This is a genomic window from Staphylococcus capitis subsp. capitis (genome assembly GCF_040739495.1).
In the GTDB taxonomy this organism is placed as follows: domain Bacteria; phylum Bacillota; class Bacilli; order Staphylococcales; family Staphylococcaceae; genus Staphylococcus; species Staphylococcus capitis.
Window position 1 is genome coordinate 1,750,653 of sequence record NZ_CP145263.1, and the last position, 17,021, is coordinate 1,767,673.

Genomic DNA, 17,021 nt, shown 5'->3' on the forward strand with positions numbered 1-17,021 from the left:
AGTACATAATCAAAAATAATCCTCAAAGTAATTGAAGTCTTAATACTTTGAGGATTTAATATTTAAAATTAAACGTCTAGAGTACTTGTTCCGATGAATGAAGTTCATAATCTTAGATATTGAGTTAAAAAGTTTTATTTTCAAAAAAATAAAAAACATTGTTATTTAATAAACTATTATATTGCGATTGAAGCCCTAATCTTTCACGAGCCATCAATATATTAACGCGTCCTCATAACTAGCTAATTAAAAACATGTTTTTCCAACCTTTTTCTAAATAGTCAGTGTGCCTACTTTGATAATCTAATAATGATAAAAGAACACCTATCTGTCCTTCTAATAAACCAACCTTATTTTTAAATAGTTTCTGTTTATTATCTAACTCGATATCATGAAACATAAACTGATTTCCATAAGAATAAAGTGACAATATCTTTTCTTGGATTAATTCAAGATAACTATTAACTTCTTCTATATTAAAATATCTATTTACATTATTTAAAATAGTTAAATGAGATGAAAGAACATGACAAAACGTTGGACTCACTAAATTATCATTATTTAATCTAACAATTTTAATTATTAGATTTTTAGCTTTTTCTATGAGCGTATCATTATTTAAAGCTAAACCTAATAGCCAAATTGTATTCATTATTCCAGTATCTCCATAACACCAGCCATTTCTTACGGAGTACGTTGGATAATACTTTTCTGCTATATCATAGCGATCAAGCCATCCCAACTTATTTTGGAATTCTGTCCTAAATAAATATTCCGTAATATCAGACAGTAACCTCGTATGATTATCTATTTCTACTCCTTTTAATTTGCTAAGAGCTAAGAGCGAGAATGGACCTAATATTCCATGAGCTAAACCTAAATTAATATTTCCTAAAGAAAACCTTTCTTTATCTATATCTAAAAACTGGTTTTCTCTTGAAACAATCCAGTGGCTTTTTGAATAATGTATATCTCTAAAATGATTCATTATTTTTATTAAACTAGATATAACCTTTGGATTAGCCTCTACTCTATTTAGCAAATACCTACCCATACCGGCTAAGCCTCTTACCACATCATATTCTTTTGGATTTGCGTCCATATCTAAACATTTCATTTTTCTATTGATAAACTCGATTAAATAATCATCTAGTGTCTGTAAAATGCTTTGATAGTGCATAGTATTATCTGAAATCACGTCAATTGAGAATGCTACACCTGATATACCGCTAAACAATGAATAACCTTCTATTCCTCTTTCTAATTCTTTACCTAATCTCGACACATATTTATGTATTAATTCATCAAGGTTAACGTTGTATAAATTTTGAAATTCATTTAAGAACAATATCACTCCAGGGTAACCATGAGACAATGTATAAGAACTCCAACACTCACTCTTATTCTCAAATTGAGATGTAGCACTTCCAAAGTGAGATAAGAATTTTACTTCTCTTTTCATTATTTCTTCGATGTTATTCATTTACTGTCTCACCACGCCAGTATTTCTTAGTCTTCTCTATTTCGTTAAAAATAGAAAGTACAAATTTCTCTTTATCTCTATTAACTCCAAATATTCTATTACATCTCATATGAATTATACTGCCAATTATATGTGTTCTAGGTGTAGATAAATTTTTACTTAAAGCAACTTTCAATTTTTCTATTTCTTTATAGTTGTTATATAAAATTTGATGAAGTTTGGGTAGCTTTTCATGTAAATAGTGATAATTATCCTTAGGGTTCGTAAGTTTAACCATCTCATTTTTATATTCTCTTATCTCATTATTACGATATAGATTTTCAACATTGTTATATCTAATTTCATTTATTTCTTCTTGGCTTATTTATAATTCATTCACTAAGAAAATAAGACTTATAGCTACAATAAATTCTTTAGGGTAATTAAATGTTTGATCAATTATTTGAATTGCCAACCAACTATCATACATAAAATAATCCTCAATAACTTCAATTGTTTCAATGCCACCATACCTGTTGAATTCTGGTTGGTAATCAACAATTGCAGAATTAGATAATTCAGATTCATTAAGCCACTTTTGTTTCCGTTGCAACATAACATAATACAAATGCATTGAGTTATTTTGTTTACTTAATAATCGGAGTTTAATGAAATGTTCATTTTCTTTATATTTAATGAAAAAGAAACTTTCTACATGATTATTATCTAAAAGTTCTCTTAAACACGGTAAGATATGTTGAATTATAAAATCATTTTGGTAGTTTTCATCAATGTATAAATGTATTGAAAACCATTTCCTCTTAGTCTCCAATCGCTTATAAATATTTTTAGGAATAGATATTCTTTTTTCATTGGGTTTAACTTTTCTATATATTGGTGTCACAATTTCTATAACTCTATCATTGTTAGACTTTGATATAAAATCCTCTAACAGACTTAGCCTACCTTGCTTTTCAATTTCCTTTTTCAATATAGAAATATGTGCATAATTAGACAAATCAATAGTTAACCTATTATCTCCATAAGCCATCGTGACATCATTGGGAATATTATAATATTGTTGAATCTTTCGAAATTGTTCAATCCAATTTTCTTTTTCACTACTGGTGAACATATCTTTATTTAATTTCCATGTTGCTGGTTTTAAAATTACATTTTTATATCTAATTCTAGGACAATAATTAAACCCCTCAATTCCATTGTCCTTGATAGGTTGAATAAATCTTGTATTACCTATAGACACTTCTCTCAAAAACCTATATAAATTAGAACATAAAACATAGTTCAACATAGAATGTGTTATAAATATAACCCTTGAATTTAAAGTTTTAGAAAATAAATATAATTGATCAAAAGTACTTCCAACGAATAAATCATCTAACACAAATGAATTATACGGCATATCTAAATCTAATTCTTTGAATTGAGTAGTACCAGAATGATTGATATTTAAATTTCTAGCATATTTAGGTATCTCATTTATATGGATAACCTCAGTATCATTTTTATTACTATATTGAAGGTATTGTTCATATATTTCGTTATCTAATTGACTACGTAAATCTCTATCAATTTCTTGTGAAAATCGTCCCATCGTTGCTCCGGCATTGAAAGAAGATACGATAGGACTAATTACTAAAAATTCATCATATCCATTTATCATATTTCCATAATAAAATTCACTATATATTTCTGTAGTTAAAGGTGCTCTTTCCACAGGAACAGTGTTTTTCTTTTCTAAATCTAAGAGTTCTTTCTCAGTGATTTCTATCTCTTCATTATGAGATAGTGCATAATAATATTTATCTTTCAAAAATGGAATATCATTTTTTATTGGCTTATCTTCATTTGTGGAATAACCCATACCATTGATATCAGAAAGTAATTCCTTTAAATTTACAATTTGTTCTAAACCGTATTTTTCCAAAAAATTATAATGGAAATCATTATTAGTGCTAATTTCCAAGTCATTAGGAGAAAGTAACCAAAGTAGATATGCCGCTTCACTTATATTTTCAGCAATTTCGTTACTTAAATAATTATTTTTAGTTTGAATTTTAGTATCAATTTGAATATATTCTTTAGCTTTAAATAAACCGCTCATCAACTCTCTAATTCTTAAAAAGGTCGTCTTCCCCTCTCCAATTTCCATAATTTGGTACTTCATAATTTCAAAATGTATCAACTGAAGTGATCTTATAAAATCATTATTAACGTCTCTATAAAGGCATAATAGATAATCTAACAGGTTTTCTTTTTTTAAGGCAGTCCTCAAGCTAGTAAAGATTATTTCTTTGTCTAATAAACTTTGTATAAAACGTTTTATTTCATTCTCATCCTCAATTAAAAACTTCTCTGAAATTAATTTTATTAGGTCTTTAAATGTTAAATCTTCATGCAAACTTTGTTTAATGAACTTAAGTAAATCATTATTTTTGATAGAGACGCGTTCTTTATTATTTTCTTGAATTAAACATGTTTGATTATCTAAATAAATGCGCTGCTCAGTAATGTAATTTCTTTCATTCCAAATGACTAAACTATCTTGATAATAATCATAATTTCTTTCTAAAAAATGAATTAATTTACATAACCATGAACCATCGATTTTAACGCTTTTATAATAGTAATTAATATCTTCTTGTATTTGAATATTAGGTTTCTCATCAAATTGCCCTAAAGATATACCACTTAACAATCCATATGGCGTTCCTCTCGTACTCATTCTAATAAGATACTTTAAAAAGCTCTCTTTAGCATTACGCGCTTTTTTAGTCTCACTATCATATGAAATTTTAGTTAAGCTTTTGTATAAATGATATGTAGTAGTCATAATGGTTTCTTCAATAATTTTGTTTTTGAAAAAAGAGGAGTAATCTATTTCATCATTTTTTAAATAATTTTTATAAATAGATACAGGAAGTAAAGGGGCTCTAATAATGTAATAATTCGATGTATTAAAAATACTTTTCATCTATTCACCTCTAAAAATAAAGCAGAGCCCTTTATAAGGAACTCTGCTCAAACATTGCACTTAAATCAACACTTTTTACTAGAGAATTACAAGTTTTTAGCGCAACCTGGTGTACACCAAATTAAACTTGTATTTGGCGGATCTGATTCTGAATTACTGATTTCTCTCGCATTTACTTTAACGTCAAGATCAAAAAGTTCTTTCTTTTCTTTAACAGCTTTCATTGAACCACTCCTTAAAATTTTTAAAAGAATATTTAAATTCTTTTCAGTTACATATTAATACGAGTTTAAAAATATTTCTATATTTTATCATTATTATTACATATGTGTAATAATATAATAATTTGATTTAGGATTAACTTTATTAAATAACAAGAATACAATGCTATCTTACATACTCTCTAAAAAAATTACATATTAAAAAAGCCATGACTATAAAGTCATGGCTCCAACTAAAAATTAAGATATTCAATTCAAGTATTTATATTAAAATAAAATCTTAATTAAGAAAGTTTCATACTCATTAACCCTATAATAGTCACTAACATAATAGCGGCACCTAACAAATCAAGTTTAAATGTTCATATTCAATGACAACTCATAATAAATTTATCTTACAAATTATCATCATCTTTATCTTTTTATAAACCACAATAAAGGTTAGGTGGCTTTATAGTACGTGAAGCTGAAAAATTTCTTGACAAGACTAACTTATTTGAATTGCTTTATATACTATATGCCTATTTACCATTAGCAACTCAATCCCTCAATACTAAAGATTAATAACCATAACTCGTTTTAGTCCTTTAATTTTAACTGTTGTTTGAACACTTTAAATTTTTTATTTCACTATTAAACAAAAGTTTCACAATGTTTTAATTTCATATTCTAGAATTTTCTTATCGAACTTTTGTTTAATATTATATATAATATGCTCATAGGCTTTAAGTAGGTTCTTAAATAAGAATTATCATTAGTAATCGACTAAAAAAGTCTTAAAGTAAAATTATTACTACACATTTAACTGACTATATATTTTTTACAAAGCGATGAGAAATTCATAAATATCTTAGAATTAAAAATCTAAATATAGCTAAAAATAAAGAGAACGCTAATTTACTAATAAATAACCATTAGTATGAGTGTGTTCTCTTTTTTATATAAAAATTATGCATAATTTGAACTTTTAATAGGAGTTGATGTTTAAAAACAAATAATAAATATACAATTTCTAAAACTAAAAAAGGTATGAGAACTATGCATGAATACAAGGAGCTGATTGATAATATTAAATATATAGAGATGTTTACCAAATTAGAATATTTAATCTTAGAAAATGATTTATATACTGATGAAAGCTTATCATTGACTGCTTACATTAGAGAAACATCTGATTCTTATTATTCAAAACAATAAAGTATTTTTTTAATCTCTTTAAATCAAATAGAGTATGTAGTTATATCCAACAACTGCACTATCCTACTTAAACTGAGTATGTTTTCCAAACTTCCCACTACTTTGATTTAAATCTTTATTTGTATACTATTAAATATTCTAATTTACCTTTTCTCAATATATTACAATTTAAAAAACTAACAATTTATCAAATTGATACATAGGAGGATATTTTTATGCAACAAGAATCAACACCGTGGTACAAGCAAGAATGGTTTATAGTTTTAACTTTAATATTCATTTTTCCACTAGGTTTATTTTTAATGTGGCGATATAGTAAATGGCCATCTGTTGCAAAGACAATTGTAACAGTGGCAATAGTGGTTATAGCGTTATCTAGTACAACTTATGTTGGTAGCATCAAAACCGATAATCATGAAACACAATCTACCGAAACTACTGATAATGAAACTAAAGATAACGCTAATGAAACAAAAAATATAAATTCTGATGATAATAGTAAAGATGAAGAAACAAATGATAATTCTAAACAGGATAATAATACTACAATTAAAGAAGATGATGACAAAAATATTGAAGGTACACGTTTAGAAAAAGCAGCACTTGAAAAAGCAAAATCATACTCTAAAGATATGCATATGTCTAAACTAGGAATATATGACATTTTAACTTCGGAATATGGGGAAAAGTTTAATAAAGAAGATGCACAATTTGCTATTGATCATCTAAAAGCTAATTATGAGAAAAATGCTTTAGAAAAAGCGAAATCGTATGCTAAAGATATGAACATGTCTAATGATGCAATTTACGATATATTAATATCTGAATATGGCGAAAAATTCACTGAATCAGAGGCAAAATATGCTGTAGACCATCTAGATAATTAGTTCTTGAGGACGAATTACTGTCTCTATAACACTTAAAATGAGAGTAATTATAAGAATGAGCATAGGAAATTAATAGTAAACTTCGCCTATTTTAATTTTAAAATAGAATATGTCAAACGCTTTTTAAATTTAAAGTAGCAAAAAATCTATAAAATGAGTTTTATTCTTCTTAATCTAAGTAAAATAAATTAAGTGAGAATAACCAATAGTTAATGAAACATTAATAAAAAACGTTAACTTATCTGCTGATATTTTGGTATAATAAATCCATATTATTTTTTTATAAAGTTTACCACTATATTTCTAATATATATAAATTAAAGCAAGCAATACTCTTAGTTTCGTTGTTTTATAGAAATATCTAAAATAAAATTTATAAAGAAGGAATATTTTGAATGTGATGCTGTTACCAATTAATTATTCATTGAAATATGGTTACACCTTTCATTCAAATAGATACATCTCAATAATGACAATATCATCTTTTAATAGGTAATAAACAAATTAGATTTTAACCTCAAATCTCAACATGAAGTTGATGTAATGTGATTATTGATGATTTCAGTGTGCATGACTTTAAAACTTATTAAAAGGGAGTAAAAAGATGGAAGAAAACTACAATAAGTATCAACAAGAAAGACATCAGGAACAATTTCAAGAATATCAGAAAATGAATGGACAAAAAAAGAATTCTAAGAAAGGTTGGCTATGGGGTTGCGGTGGATGTTTAGTTTTAGTTATTTTAATCATTATAGGCATTTCAGCTTGTACAGCCAGTATAACTACCACTAACTCAAACAATAGTCCAAATGATACTAATGCTACTTCTCAGGAAAAAGCCGCTTTGAATAAAGCAAAAATATATTCAGATACAATGCACATGTCAAAACAAGGAATATATGATCAATTAACATCTGATGCAGGTGAGAAATTTAAAGAAAAAGATGCCAATTATGCAATAGAACATTTAAAAGCGAACTACAAAGAAAACGCTAAGAAGAAGGCAAAGGATTACGTTGAACAACAAAATATGTCAAAAGATGCGGTATTTAACCAACTAACTTCATCTTACGGTGAGAAATTTACTAAAGAAGAAGCGCAATATGCTGTAGATCATCTAGAAAAATAATTCCATTTTAGGGTAGCACGTCTACCCTTATTTTTTTATCATTTTTATAGAAAAGAATTTATAGAGAAGAACATAACAAGTAGCATAAAAGCTTGATACAAAATAGATTATGAAAAAAGAGGTTAAAACATATACTCAATTTTTAACACAGATAATTTATTTAGCCAAAACTATACGGCAATATTTGACCAGGTTACTTTCAAAATTTTACATTTCAATTTGTATGTAAAAAACACGATTATGACAGTATTTAAATAACATGACATATTTATCACCATTTATAGGAAGTACTAAAAAAGTGAAAAACTTACAAAGCTAGATAATATGAAAAAAATTTAAACCGTCAAAGAGACCGACAATTTAACAAAAACTCAAGTAATATTGACCACGAATTGACCAAAATGTTTAAAACAGACTTTTACAGATTTTTACCAAAATAAAAAAGAACGTTGATTTAACAACGTTCTAACAAAATTTAGTAAAATAAAAGTCTATTAATTTTTACTATTGTACGGAAACGGAGGGATTCGAACCCTCGCGCCGCTCTCGCGACCTACACCCTTAGCAGGGGCGCCTCTTCAGCCAACTTGAGTACGTTTCCATATGGCTCCGCAGGTAGGATTCGAACCTACGACCGATCGGTTAACAGCCGATAGCTCTACCACTGAGCTACTGCGGATTAATGTAATTTATCTCTATCAAGCACAAATATTATTATATCAATCCTGTTCAGTTTTTCAAGAGAAATCTTAAAAAAATATACGGAACATTTACACTAATTTAATATTAACGTTCCGCATATTTTAAAATTAAACAAACAATTTTATGCTAAATATGAGTAGCTAAAGTATTAAAAAAGTGTCTACTTATCATCTAAAAGTGAATACCTTGAAAGAGCTTCAAATATATTTAACGATGATTGGTTATAATCAATGAGTTGTTCTGGGTTATTTGATTTCATACGTGCATGTTTATCTACCATATAATAATAAATAATCGCGTTCGTATATTGATGCCATAAGCTATGATAAGAAACGTTTAATATAAATGATTCACTATTAGCAAATATCACTTTACTTTTACGATTTTTTAGTTCTTTGATGCTATCAATATAATGCATGTTTATCCAGATGTTTTCATCTTGACGATCAGAATGTGTTGGGAAAAAATAAGTTGGAAATAATGGAGTAAGTAAAATAGGTGGTTTACTAGAGATACCTGTAATTCTATTAGTTTCAGATTTTTTACTTAGATAGCTATTACCATAAAATTTGCAGGACCTTTCAATAATTCTTTGTACTTTAAATGGACTTTCCTTTCGTGATTTATCAAATCTTATAATTTCTGCCCCTGAAGTTTGTTGATATTCATCATACCTTGGTCGAATTAACATATCACCTTTTCTAATAACATAGATTGATTCACTAAAATTAGTCATTCGATTACCTCACTTCACAAAAAATTAATTATTGTTACTATTTTCTTTTAATAATAATAACTTAATATTATTTTATACGAGCTTCAAATTAAGTCAAGTTATACTTTTATTTTCTTTTTACACATATTTCTTTTAAAATGTCAGAATATTCATTGATTTCAAAAATTAAAAACTGTATACTACTCATATATCAATAAAAAAGAAAGGTAGTGATTTTCATGAATCATAATACAAATGTAAAATACACTACACTTGAAGACTTTGTAACAACGGTAAATGATTTAGGTGTAGAACTTGTAATTGATGAAGCATTACGAGAAGCTAGGAAGAAAAAACTCGAGACTCTTATCGATGAAGCACTAGTAAATAAGAATGAGAAAGATTTCAGACAGTATACGGATGAATATAAAAAATTGGAGGCTTTTCTCAGTGAATAAATTAGATTCGAGTCACTCATTATAAAAGGTCTATTCCCTACTTAATTTAAGTGTTGAGAATAGACCTTTTTTATAATATTTAAGACATTAATCTTATAATTTCATATTTATCAATATCACCAAAATAATGATAAAGATCATAATTGGATAATGCTTCCTCGATATGCTCGAAATCATGTAAACAACCTTCCAATGCATATTCAAGTTCAGTTACATCACCTTCACCAAAGAAGTCTCCAAATATTTTCGCATGTTCAATACGTCCCTTTTTAACATCAAATTTAATTTGAATAAATCCCTTTTCAAATTTTTCTTCACGCTCAAAATTATATTTAGGATTTTTACCATAATTCCATTCCCAAGTGCGGTATTTTTCGTCGCTTAACTGTTTGATTTTAGTCCAATCGTCATCAGTTAATACATATTCTTCTACTTCATTTTCCCCAAAAATAGTCTTTAGAATAATTTGTTTAAACTCATTAATATCTAGTGGTTCTTCTAAAAATTCATCAATGTTAGCCACTCTTTTTCTAACAGATTTAACACCTTTAGATTTAATTTTAGCAGGATTTACTTTTAAAGCATTTTGAACTTCATCAAGTTCGCAATTTAACATTAGCGTGCCATGACTAAACATTCTATTTTTAACTTTTACCATCGCATTCCCTGAAATTTTAGCTTCACCAACTTGAATATCATTACGACCCGTCATTTCAGCATTAACACCTAAAGATTGTAAAGCTTGTACAATTGGCATTGTAAATTTTTTAAAATTGTGAAAGCTATTTCCATCGTCATCAGTGATAAAGCTGAAGTTCAGATTACCTGTATCGTGATAAACGGCACCACCGCCGGATATACGACGTACAACATCAATATTATTTTTATCAATATATTCTTTATTAACTTCCTCAATTGTATTCTGATTCTTACCTACTATGATTGAAGGTCTATTAATGTAGAATAAAAAGTAACTTTCTTCAGCTGGAAGATGCTTAAGAACATATTCCTCCATAGCTAGATTGAGCGTTGGATCAGTAATATTATTATTACTAATAAACTTCATAACATTCCTCTCCTTAAAGTGTCTTTCTATATGCCCTTACCCTAGTTATGAATGATTTATATTAAAAATTCCAATTATTTACTCATTTATGTCTTACTTTTCATATTTATATATAACAATCTTAGTTTTTTAAGGATATTAGTTTATTTGTTATGTAAATTTTAGTACAATATTATCTAGCTATGATTTAAGGGAGGAGTCATTATGACTGTTGCAGAAGTAGGTAATATTGTAGAATTTTATGACGGTTTAAGAGGCCGTGTAGAGAAAATTAATGACAATTCTGTTATTGTAGACTTAACAATTATGGAAAACTTTAATGAATTAGATTTACCTGAGAAAACTGTCATTAATCATAAGCGATATAAAATCGTTGAACAAGAAGGTTAATTATAATGAAAAATGTTTCTAAAGCTTTAATTTGGTTTATTATAAGCTTCATCGTCTTTCACGCAATTTTATTTGTGATGTGGGGTGAACACCAAGAGTACTGGTACTTATATACTGGCATTATGCTAATAGCAGGAATAAGTTATGTTTTTTATCAAAGAGACATTGTATCAAAACGATTATTAACTTCAATTGGAATTGGTATAATTACAAGTATTGTACTTATAATCGTACAACTCATTTTTTCACTTATTTCATCAGAATTATCGTACGCATCATTAATCAAAGAATTATCAAGAACAGGCGTTTATTTCAAATGGCAAATGCTCGTTACATTACTATTTGTAATTCCATGCCATGAGTTATATATGCGAACTGTTTTACAAAAGGAATTAATTCGTTTCAATTTACCTAAATGGGTAAGCATATTAATTGTCGCAATCTGTTCAAGTTCATTATTTATCTATCTTGATAATTGGTGGATTGTATTCTTTATCTTTGTAACTCAAATCATTTTATCATTAAGTTATGAATATACTAGACGAATAGCAACAACTTCTATAGCTCAAATTGTTGCTATCATATTATTATTAATATTTCATGGATAAAAAGCATTTCTTAACCCTACTCTTGCGGGTTAAGAAATGCTTTTTTATTGAAGTAATTTCATTGCTTATACCGTTGTTATATATATAGAGGAAAATTAAAGATTAACCTTAAAATTATTCGTTACTTTAATATTGTAATCTGCTTTTTTTAAATTATTTCTAATCAGTCCCCCCATTGTTTCATCATGGGTTTCATGAACAATCGCATCTTTCAAGTAATCTTTGTAATTTCTATAACAGTAATCTGTCATTGTAATTCTATACATTTGTTCTTCATCTATATTTTCTATTTTAACTCGTTGGTATGGTTCTTGATTCATGTCGACTGTATAATTAATTCCTTGCCAGAATGTAAATAACGTTTCATCAACAATTGTTAAACTTAATTTTCCTTGTTCAAATTCTATGTGGGAGTAGCTATACTCTAAAATGTCTTTGATATTTTTTCCTCTAACTGTCAGATCAACAGGTTTGTCTGGATGAGGATATGCCTCATATAAATCCCTATTACGAACTACGCCACTTAGTCCTTCCTCACCATTTATAGGTAGATGTACACATGAGATTTCATGATTATAAGCAGTTTTTATGCCATCATGAAGCAATTGTGCAAATGGATGTGGCTGACAAATAATGTCTTCAATACTATCAATTGCCAAGTTAAATTTGTTATTAGATATAATTTCATCTGCCCAATACTCAACAGCTTTACGATCATAATGTGTCTCATTTAATAAAGCTTCATCTTCATTATAGTCATTTAAATCTATCACTTTAGATTCAATATTATCTATTTCATATGAACTAGTCCGCTTTTTAAAATGAATTGATAAATGTACTAACTCTTCAGCATTTTGACCTGCTTGTACATAAACTGTTTCATGATCTTTACCAACAATGGTTTGATGTTGATGAGCTGTAATAATTAAATCAATAACACCTAATTCTTCCATAATTTTTTCAGCTTCATTAGCATTTCTTTCGTTTCTTTTATTCTGATTACTAATTTTATTAAGACCACCGTGATAAATGACTATAAGAAAATCTGGTTCCTCAACCTCATGAATATATCTAATCCAACGCTTAGCTGATAGAAGCGTCTTTTCAATACTAACATCGTCTTCCATTTCAGCATATTCATTTTTCATTAAACCATCAGCTGTTAATCCTACAATGGCTATCTTTAAATCATCATAATTTTTTATTGTATACGGTGTTGAAAAATATGGTTCTCGAGTCACAGTGTATTCTATATTTGCAGATAACCAAGGAAAACGGGCTAACGCAACTGAACGTGTCAAGAATGATAAACCAAATTTAAATTCATTAGGACTTATACCACTAGCATCGTATTGCATAGCGTTCATTAATTTAATCATAGGATGACGCTTATAAGGAGCTACTACAGCATAATAAAATGCTGCCAATGAGCCAGCTAAACTGCCTCCACTATCTAGTAAAATAACATGTTTATTTTGATTACGTGCATCTTTTACATACGTACCAGCTCTGTATATATTTGATCCATAGTCCCCATTTAAGAAGTGACTATGCATATCAGATGTTGCAATCACATCCACTGTAATATTTTCATTTTTTTCCATCTAGCCACTCCTCTCATTAAAGTTAGTTTAACATGTAAATATCTTGTAGTGTAATTAATATAAAAGTATTTCAAATAATGCCTTCGGGAAACAAAATAGAATGTATAATTAAATACTTATCAAAACATAAAAACACTTCTGATAAATAATATTCATTTACCAGAAGTATTGATATAACAATTATCCAATTTGTATCCGTTCTTTAGGATAGCTAAATTTATCAGGTTCTTTACGTCCAGCTAAAATAATGATAAACGATATTAAGCCGACACGTCCGATGAACATCAGAATCATAAGTACAATTTTAGTTAAATTACTGATATCGTCTGTAGCACCTAAACTCAAGCCACAAGTACCGAAAGCTGACATCACTTCGAAAAATATTTGAATAAACGTCAGTTTACCTTGTTCAGTAGCAGCAATAATAATCATACTTACAAACGTTAAAATTGAAGCCATTGTAAATACTGCAAACGAACGCTGAATATCCATAATATGAATTTCTCTATTAAAGGCTTTGATACCTGTTTTGTCAGCAGTATTATTAAAATTGATAATAAAAAGAATAAGGATAGCAAATGTCGTAGTACGGATACCTCCACCAACTGAACTTGGAGAAGACCCAATGAACATTAATATACTCATTATAATATTTGTGGCATCACTGAAATGTGACACATCAATTGTCTGTAAGCCAGCACTACGTGTAGTCGCAGACTGAAATAATGAATCAAATAGAGCCTGATGCCAACTCAAACCCTTGAAGGCATGATTATGTTCCAATAACAATATAGATAACACACCAAATACGAATAGAAATAGATATGTAGAAGTTGTTATTTTAGTAAATAATGAAAATCTAAAATTAGTCACTCTATTCTTTATGTATGCTTTAAGTTCAAGAAGCACCGGAAATCCTATAGAGCCTAAAACAATTAAAAACATAACTATTGTTTGCACAAAATAATCTTTTGCATATGGCACGAGAGATTCCCCCGTTATATCTAAACCACCATTAGTTGTGGCTGAAACCGATACAAATACACCTTGCATAAAAGCATGTTTTAAATCAGGATTATCTCGATAAAAGTAAAAAGCTAATAATAATGCGCCTACCAGTTCAATTACAAATATTGTTCTCACAATTTCTAAAATTAATTTTACTGTACCACTCATCGTGTCTTTATTGTTATCTAACATGATAAGTTGACGTTCTCTTATACCAATGTGCTTACCTAACACTACCCAGAGTAATGTACCAATAGCCATGACACCTATTCCACCGATATTTAATATAATCAAAATTATTATTTGTCCAAAGGTAGAATAAGTATCAACTATATTTACTGGTGTTAACCCGGTAACACTAATTCCAGAAACCGCGACAAATAGTGTATCTATAGGATTTACATCCACTCCTTGTTTGTGCACATAAGGTAAATTTAATAATAGAAATGCAACCACAATGGCAAAGAGATAATAAAGAACAATCCCTTGTTGAGGACTTGATTTCTTAAGTAATTGACTTAATATAGACATAAATTTCACCTCAACGTTTATTTCAATTTAATTTTAATATTTTTTTCAGTACCATTTCTATAAATTTTAGCTGTTAAAGTTTTCAAATCATCTCTATGGCTAAAAATAATTTGTCTATAGCGTAAATTATCTTCAACAGTTTTACCATCTAATTCTACTATGACATCATCTTTTTTCAACCCTGATTTTTCACCTAGGCTATTTTCTTTAACATCATTGATGAGTACACCATTATTTATACTTGGTGGAAGCTTAGTTTCCTCACGCTCTTCACTTGAAATATCTGCTACATTTTTAATGTTTATACCAGTATTAGGGTATTGGACTTTACCTTTATCTTCTAATTGTTGTGCTATTTTACGTACATCATTAATCGGAATTGCAAAAGCCATACCTTCTACATTTTCCATATCTATCTTCAACGAAACTATACCTATAAGTCTACCATCTTTATCAATGACTGCTCCTCCAGAGTTTCCTGGATTAACAGGGGCATCAATTTGAAATGCTTTCATCAATACATCATAGCTATCATCTTTAACTATATCTACAGGTACATGACGTTCTAAACCTGAAATAATTCCTTTAGAGACGCTACCTTTAAAATCTACTCCTAAAGGATTACCAACTACCAATATTGACTGTCCCAATACTAAGTTATTTGAATCACCTAAAGTTATTGGTTTCATACTATCATCTGTTAACTTAGCTTTAACAACAGCAATATCAGACCATTTATCTTTGCCTATCACCTTTCCTTCAACAGACTTATTGTTATTGTATGTAACTTTTTGTTTATCTTTGTCTCCTACTACGTGAGCATTCGTTAATATATAAATAGAGTCGCCTACTTTTTTGTAGACGACACCTGAACCAATTTCATTATCTGATCCTGATTTACTTTTAGGAATAGTAGTATTATTAGATACATTGTTTTGAACAGTTACTACTGATTTGACAGAGTTATTAGCATTTTTCATTGTAGTTGTATAATTCTTGTCATTTCCGTTAAAAGCACTATCATTAGTATGATCATTTTTATTAACTGTTGTAAATATAGCATTTAATATAAGTAACAATAAGATAATACCTATGATAATTAAAAATTTTGGCCAGTGTTCTTTTAAAAAAGAAGTTATTATATTCTTGATGTGTTCAAAATTATCATTTTCATTACTCGTTTTTGCAGTATCTTTCGTAGCATGTTTATCATAATCTTTGTCACCATAGTTATCACTTTCATCTGAATGATTATTTATAGATGAATATGGCTTTTCTTTATTTTGTTCAGAATCTCTTCGAAGCTCATCATTATCTATTCTTTTATCTGTTTTGCCTTTAGAGGTCTCTGTCTGATTATTTTTCTTATAATTACTATCTTTAGTGCTGATCTCATTTTTATCAGATGTTTTATTAAGATTAGATTGTTCTTGTTGAATAGTGTCATCATTCTTTTTAGCTCTCTCTAAGTCATTAGGTTGGTTAGTGATAGAATATGGTACTCGTTGTTCTTTATGAACATTAATTACTTGTTCATCTTCAACTTCATTTTGTTTTTCAGTATCTGAAGTTAAATGTGATTGAATGTTGTTACCTATTTCATCAGAAGTAGACGATTTTGAGCTTGTGGAAGAATGTTTAATTGTATCATTCTTATTTGTATTAACATTTCTACCTTTTTGTCTTTGATTTGCCAACTCGTGTTGTTGTTGAATTTCTTCTTGGGTTAATTTCTCAATTCTTGCTTTACGTAAATTATCTTTAACACGCTCTTCGTTAACTTTTGATTGTTGTTGTTCTTTAACAACTTGCTGTTTTTGAGCTTCACGTTCACGTTTAATACGCTCTTCTCTTTCTTCATTATGGAAAAATTCACGTCGCTTTCGACGATACTGACTACGGGGTATGACTTGTTTTTTATCATTATCCAATTGATGACCCACTCCTATATTCACTTATATTAATTATATATGTAAAATTATTAAATTTAGTTATTTCTAAGATTTTTAATACACTATTATCGAGTTTGTTTATAGTTTAAATTTTAA

General features: G+C 28.3%; 12 protein-coding genes, 2 tRNA genes and 4 pseudogenes. 8 read left to right on the forward strand and 10 right to left on the reverse strand.

Features of this window, described 5'->3' with window-relative positions:
• Nucleotides 1–238: 238 nt before the first annotated feature.
• The 3 genes and pseudogenes from V6C74_RS08670 to V6C74_RS08680 form a co-directional block, all read right to left on the reverse strand.
• Nucleotides 239–1,483, reverse strand: coding sequence for a lanthionine synthetase C family protein (locus tag V6C74_RS08670; RefSeq protein ID WP_002452903.1), 1,245 nt, complete (start codon nucleotides 1,481–1,483; stop codon nucleotides 239–241).
• Nucleotides 1,476–4,457 (reverse strand): annotated as a pseudogene (locus V6C74_RS08675) (lantibiotic dehydratase). Before V6C74_RS08675 ends, V6C74_RS08670 begins: the two are co-directional and overlap by 8 nt.
• A gap of 86 nt (nucleotides 4,458–4,543) precedes the next feature.
• The gene (locus tag V6C74_RS08680; protein WP_016898795.1) at nucleotides 4,544–4,681 is read right to left on the reverse strand and encodes a gallidermin family lantibiotic; all 138 of its coding nucleotides are present in this window, start codon (nucleotides 4,679–4,681) and stop codon (nucleotides 4,544–4,546) included.
• A 1,035-nt stretch (nucleotides 4,682–5,716) separates the two neighbouring features.
• On the opposite strand from V6C74_RS08680, the gene V6C74_RS08685 reads away from it, so the two are divergent.
• The 5 genes and pseudogenes from V6C74_RS08685 to V6C74_RS08705 all read left to right on the forward strand — a co-directional run.
• Nucleotides 5,717–5,875 carry a hypothetical protein gene (locus V6C74_RS08685; RefSeq protein ID WP_016898796.1) on the forward strand — a complete coding sequence of 53 codons (159 nt, stop codon included), beginning with the start codon at nucleotides 5,717–5,719 and terminating at the stop codon, nucleotides 5,873–5,875.
• Nucleotides 5,876–6,090: 215 nt separating this feature from the next.
• Nucleotides 6,091–6,762 carry an Ltp family lipoprotein gene (locus tag V6C74_RS08690; protein ID WP_002452899.1) on the forward strand — a complete coding sequence of 224 codons (672 nt, stop codon included), beginning with the start codon at nucleotides 6,091–6,093 and terminating at the stop codon, nucleotides 6,760–6,762.
• A gap of 682 nt (nucleotides 6,763–7,444) precedes the next feature.
• A pseudogene (locus V6C74_RS08695) lies at nucleotides 7,445–7,546 on the forward strand (hypothetical protein); the annotation flags it as partial.
• A gap of 60 nt (nucleotides 7,547–7,606) precedes the next feature.
• Nucleotides 7,607–7,720, forward strand: a pseudogene (locus V6C74_RS08700) (Ltp family lipoprotein); the annotation flags it as partial.
• A gap of 30 nt (nucleotides 7,721–7,750) precedes the next feature.
• Nucleotides 7,751–7,891, forward strand: a pseudogene (locus V6C74_RS08705) (Ltp family lipoprotein); the annotation flags it as partial.
• A 512-nt stretch (nucleotides 7,892–8,403) separates the two neighbouring features.
• On the opposite strand, the gene V6C74_RS08710 reads toward V6C74_RS08705, so the two are convergent.
• The 3 genes from V6C74_RS08710 to V6C74_RS08720 form a co-directional block, all read right to left on the reverse strand.
• Nucleotides 8,404–8,492: transfer RNA gene (locus V6C74_RS08710), tRNA-Ser, on the reverse strand.
• Between the two features lie 3 nt (nucleotides 8,493–8,495).
• Nucleotides 8,496–8,570 (reverse strand) — tRNA-Asn (locus V6C74_RS08715).
• 183 nt (nucleotides 8,571–8,753) lie between these two features.
• A complete protein-coding gene (locus V6C74_RS08720) occupies nucleotides 8,754–9,329 on the reverse strand; it encodes a competence protein ComK (protein ID WP_049389109.1) in 576 nt (191 codons plus the stop codon).
• Nucleotides 9,330–9,547: 218 nt separating this feature from the next.
• Between V6C74_RS08720 and V6C74_RS08725 the strand changes: the two genes are divergently transcribed.
• The gene (locus V6C74_RS08725; RefSeq protein WP_002452896.1) at nucleotides 9,548–9,766 is read left to right on the forward strand and encodes an IDEAL domain-containing protein; all 219 of its coding nucleotides are present in this window, start codon (nucleotides 9,548–9,550) and stop codon (nucleotides 9,764–9,766) included.
• Nucleotides 9,767–9,845: 79 nt separating this feature from the next.
• On the opposite strand, the gene V6C74_RS08730 is transcribed toward V6C74_RS08725, so the two are convergent.
• Entirely contained in the window at nucleotides 9,846–10,832 is a 987-nt protein-coding gene (locus V6C74_RS08730; protein ID WP_002452895.1) for a lipoate--protein ligase, read from the reverse strand.
• 204 nt (nucleotides 10,833–11,036) lie between these two features.
• Between V6C74_RS08730 and V6C74_RS08735 the strand changes: the two genes are divergently transcribed.
• Nucleotides 11,037–11,222 (forward strand): DUF2187 family protein, encoded by a 186-nt coding sequence (locus V6C74_RS08735; protein WP_002433441.1) that lies wholly within the window; start codon nucleotides 11,037–11,039, stop codon nucleotides 11,220–11,222.
• Nucleotides 11,223–11,227: 5 nt separating this feature from the next.
• Nucleotides 11,228–11,830, forward strand: a complete 603-nt coding sequence (locus V6C74_RS08740) for a CPBP family glutamic-type intramembrane protease (RefSeq protein ID WP_016898798.1) — start codon at nucleotides 11,228–11,230, stop codon at nucleotides 11,828–11,830.
• A gap of 95 nt (nucleotides 11,831–11,925) precedes the next feature.
• Here V6C74_RS08740 and V6C74_RS08745 read toward each other — a convergent pair whose 3' ends face one another.
• The 3 genes from V6C74_RS08745 to V6C74_RS08755 all read right to left on the reverse strand — a co-directional run bounded on the left by V6C74_RS08745 (nucleotide 11,926) and on the right by V6C74_RS08755 (nucleotide 16,904).
• A complete protein-coding gene (locus tag V6C74_RS08745) occupies nucleotides 11,926–13,434 on the reverse strand; it encodes a bifunctional UDP-sugar hydrolase/5'-nucleotidase (protein ID WP_002452892.1) in 1,509 nt (502 codons plus the stop codon).
• 180 nt (nucleotides 13,435–13,614) lie between these two features.
• Nucleotides 13,615–14,973 (reverse strand): TrkH family potassium uptake protein, encoded by a 1,359-nt coding sequence (locus tag V6C74_RS08750; RefSeq protein ID WP_002452891.1) that lies wholly within the window; start codon nucleotides 14,971–14,973, stop codon nucleotides 13,615–13,617.
• A gap of 17 nt (nucleotides 14,974–14,990) precedes the next feature.
• Entirely contained in the window at nucleotides 14,991–16,904 is a 1,914-nt protein-coding gene (locus V6C74_RS08755; RefSeq protein WP_016898799.1) for a S1C family serine protease, read from the reverse strand.
• Nucleotides 16,905–17,021: the final 117 nt, after the last annotated feature.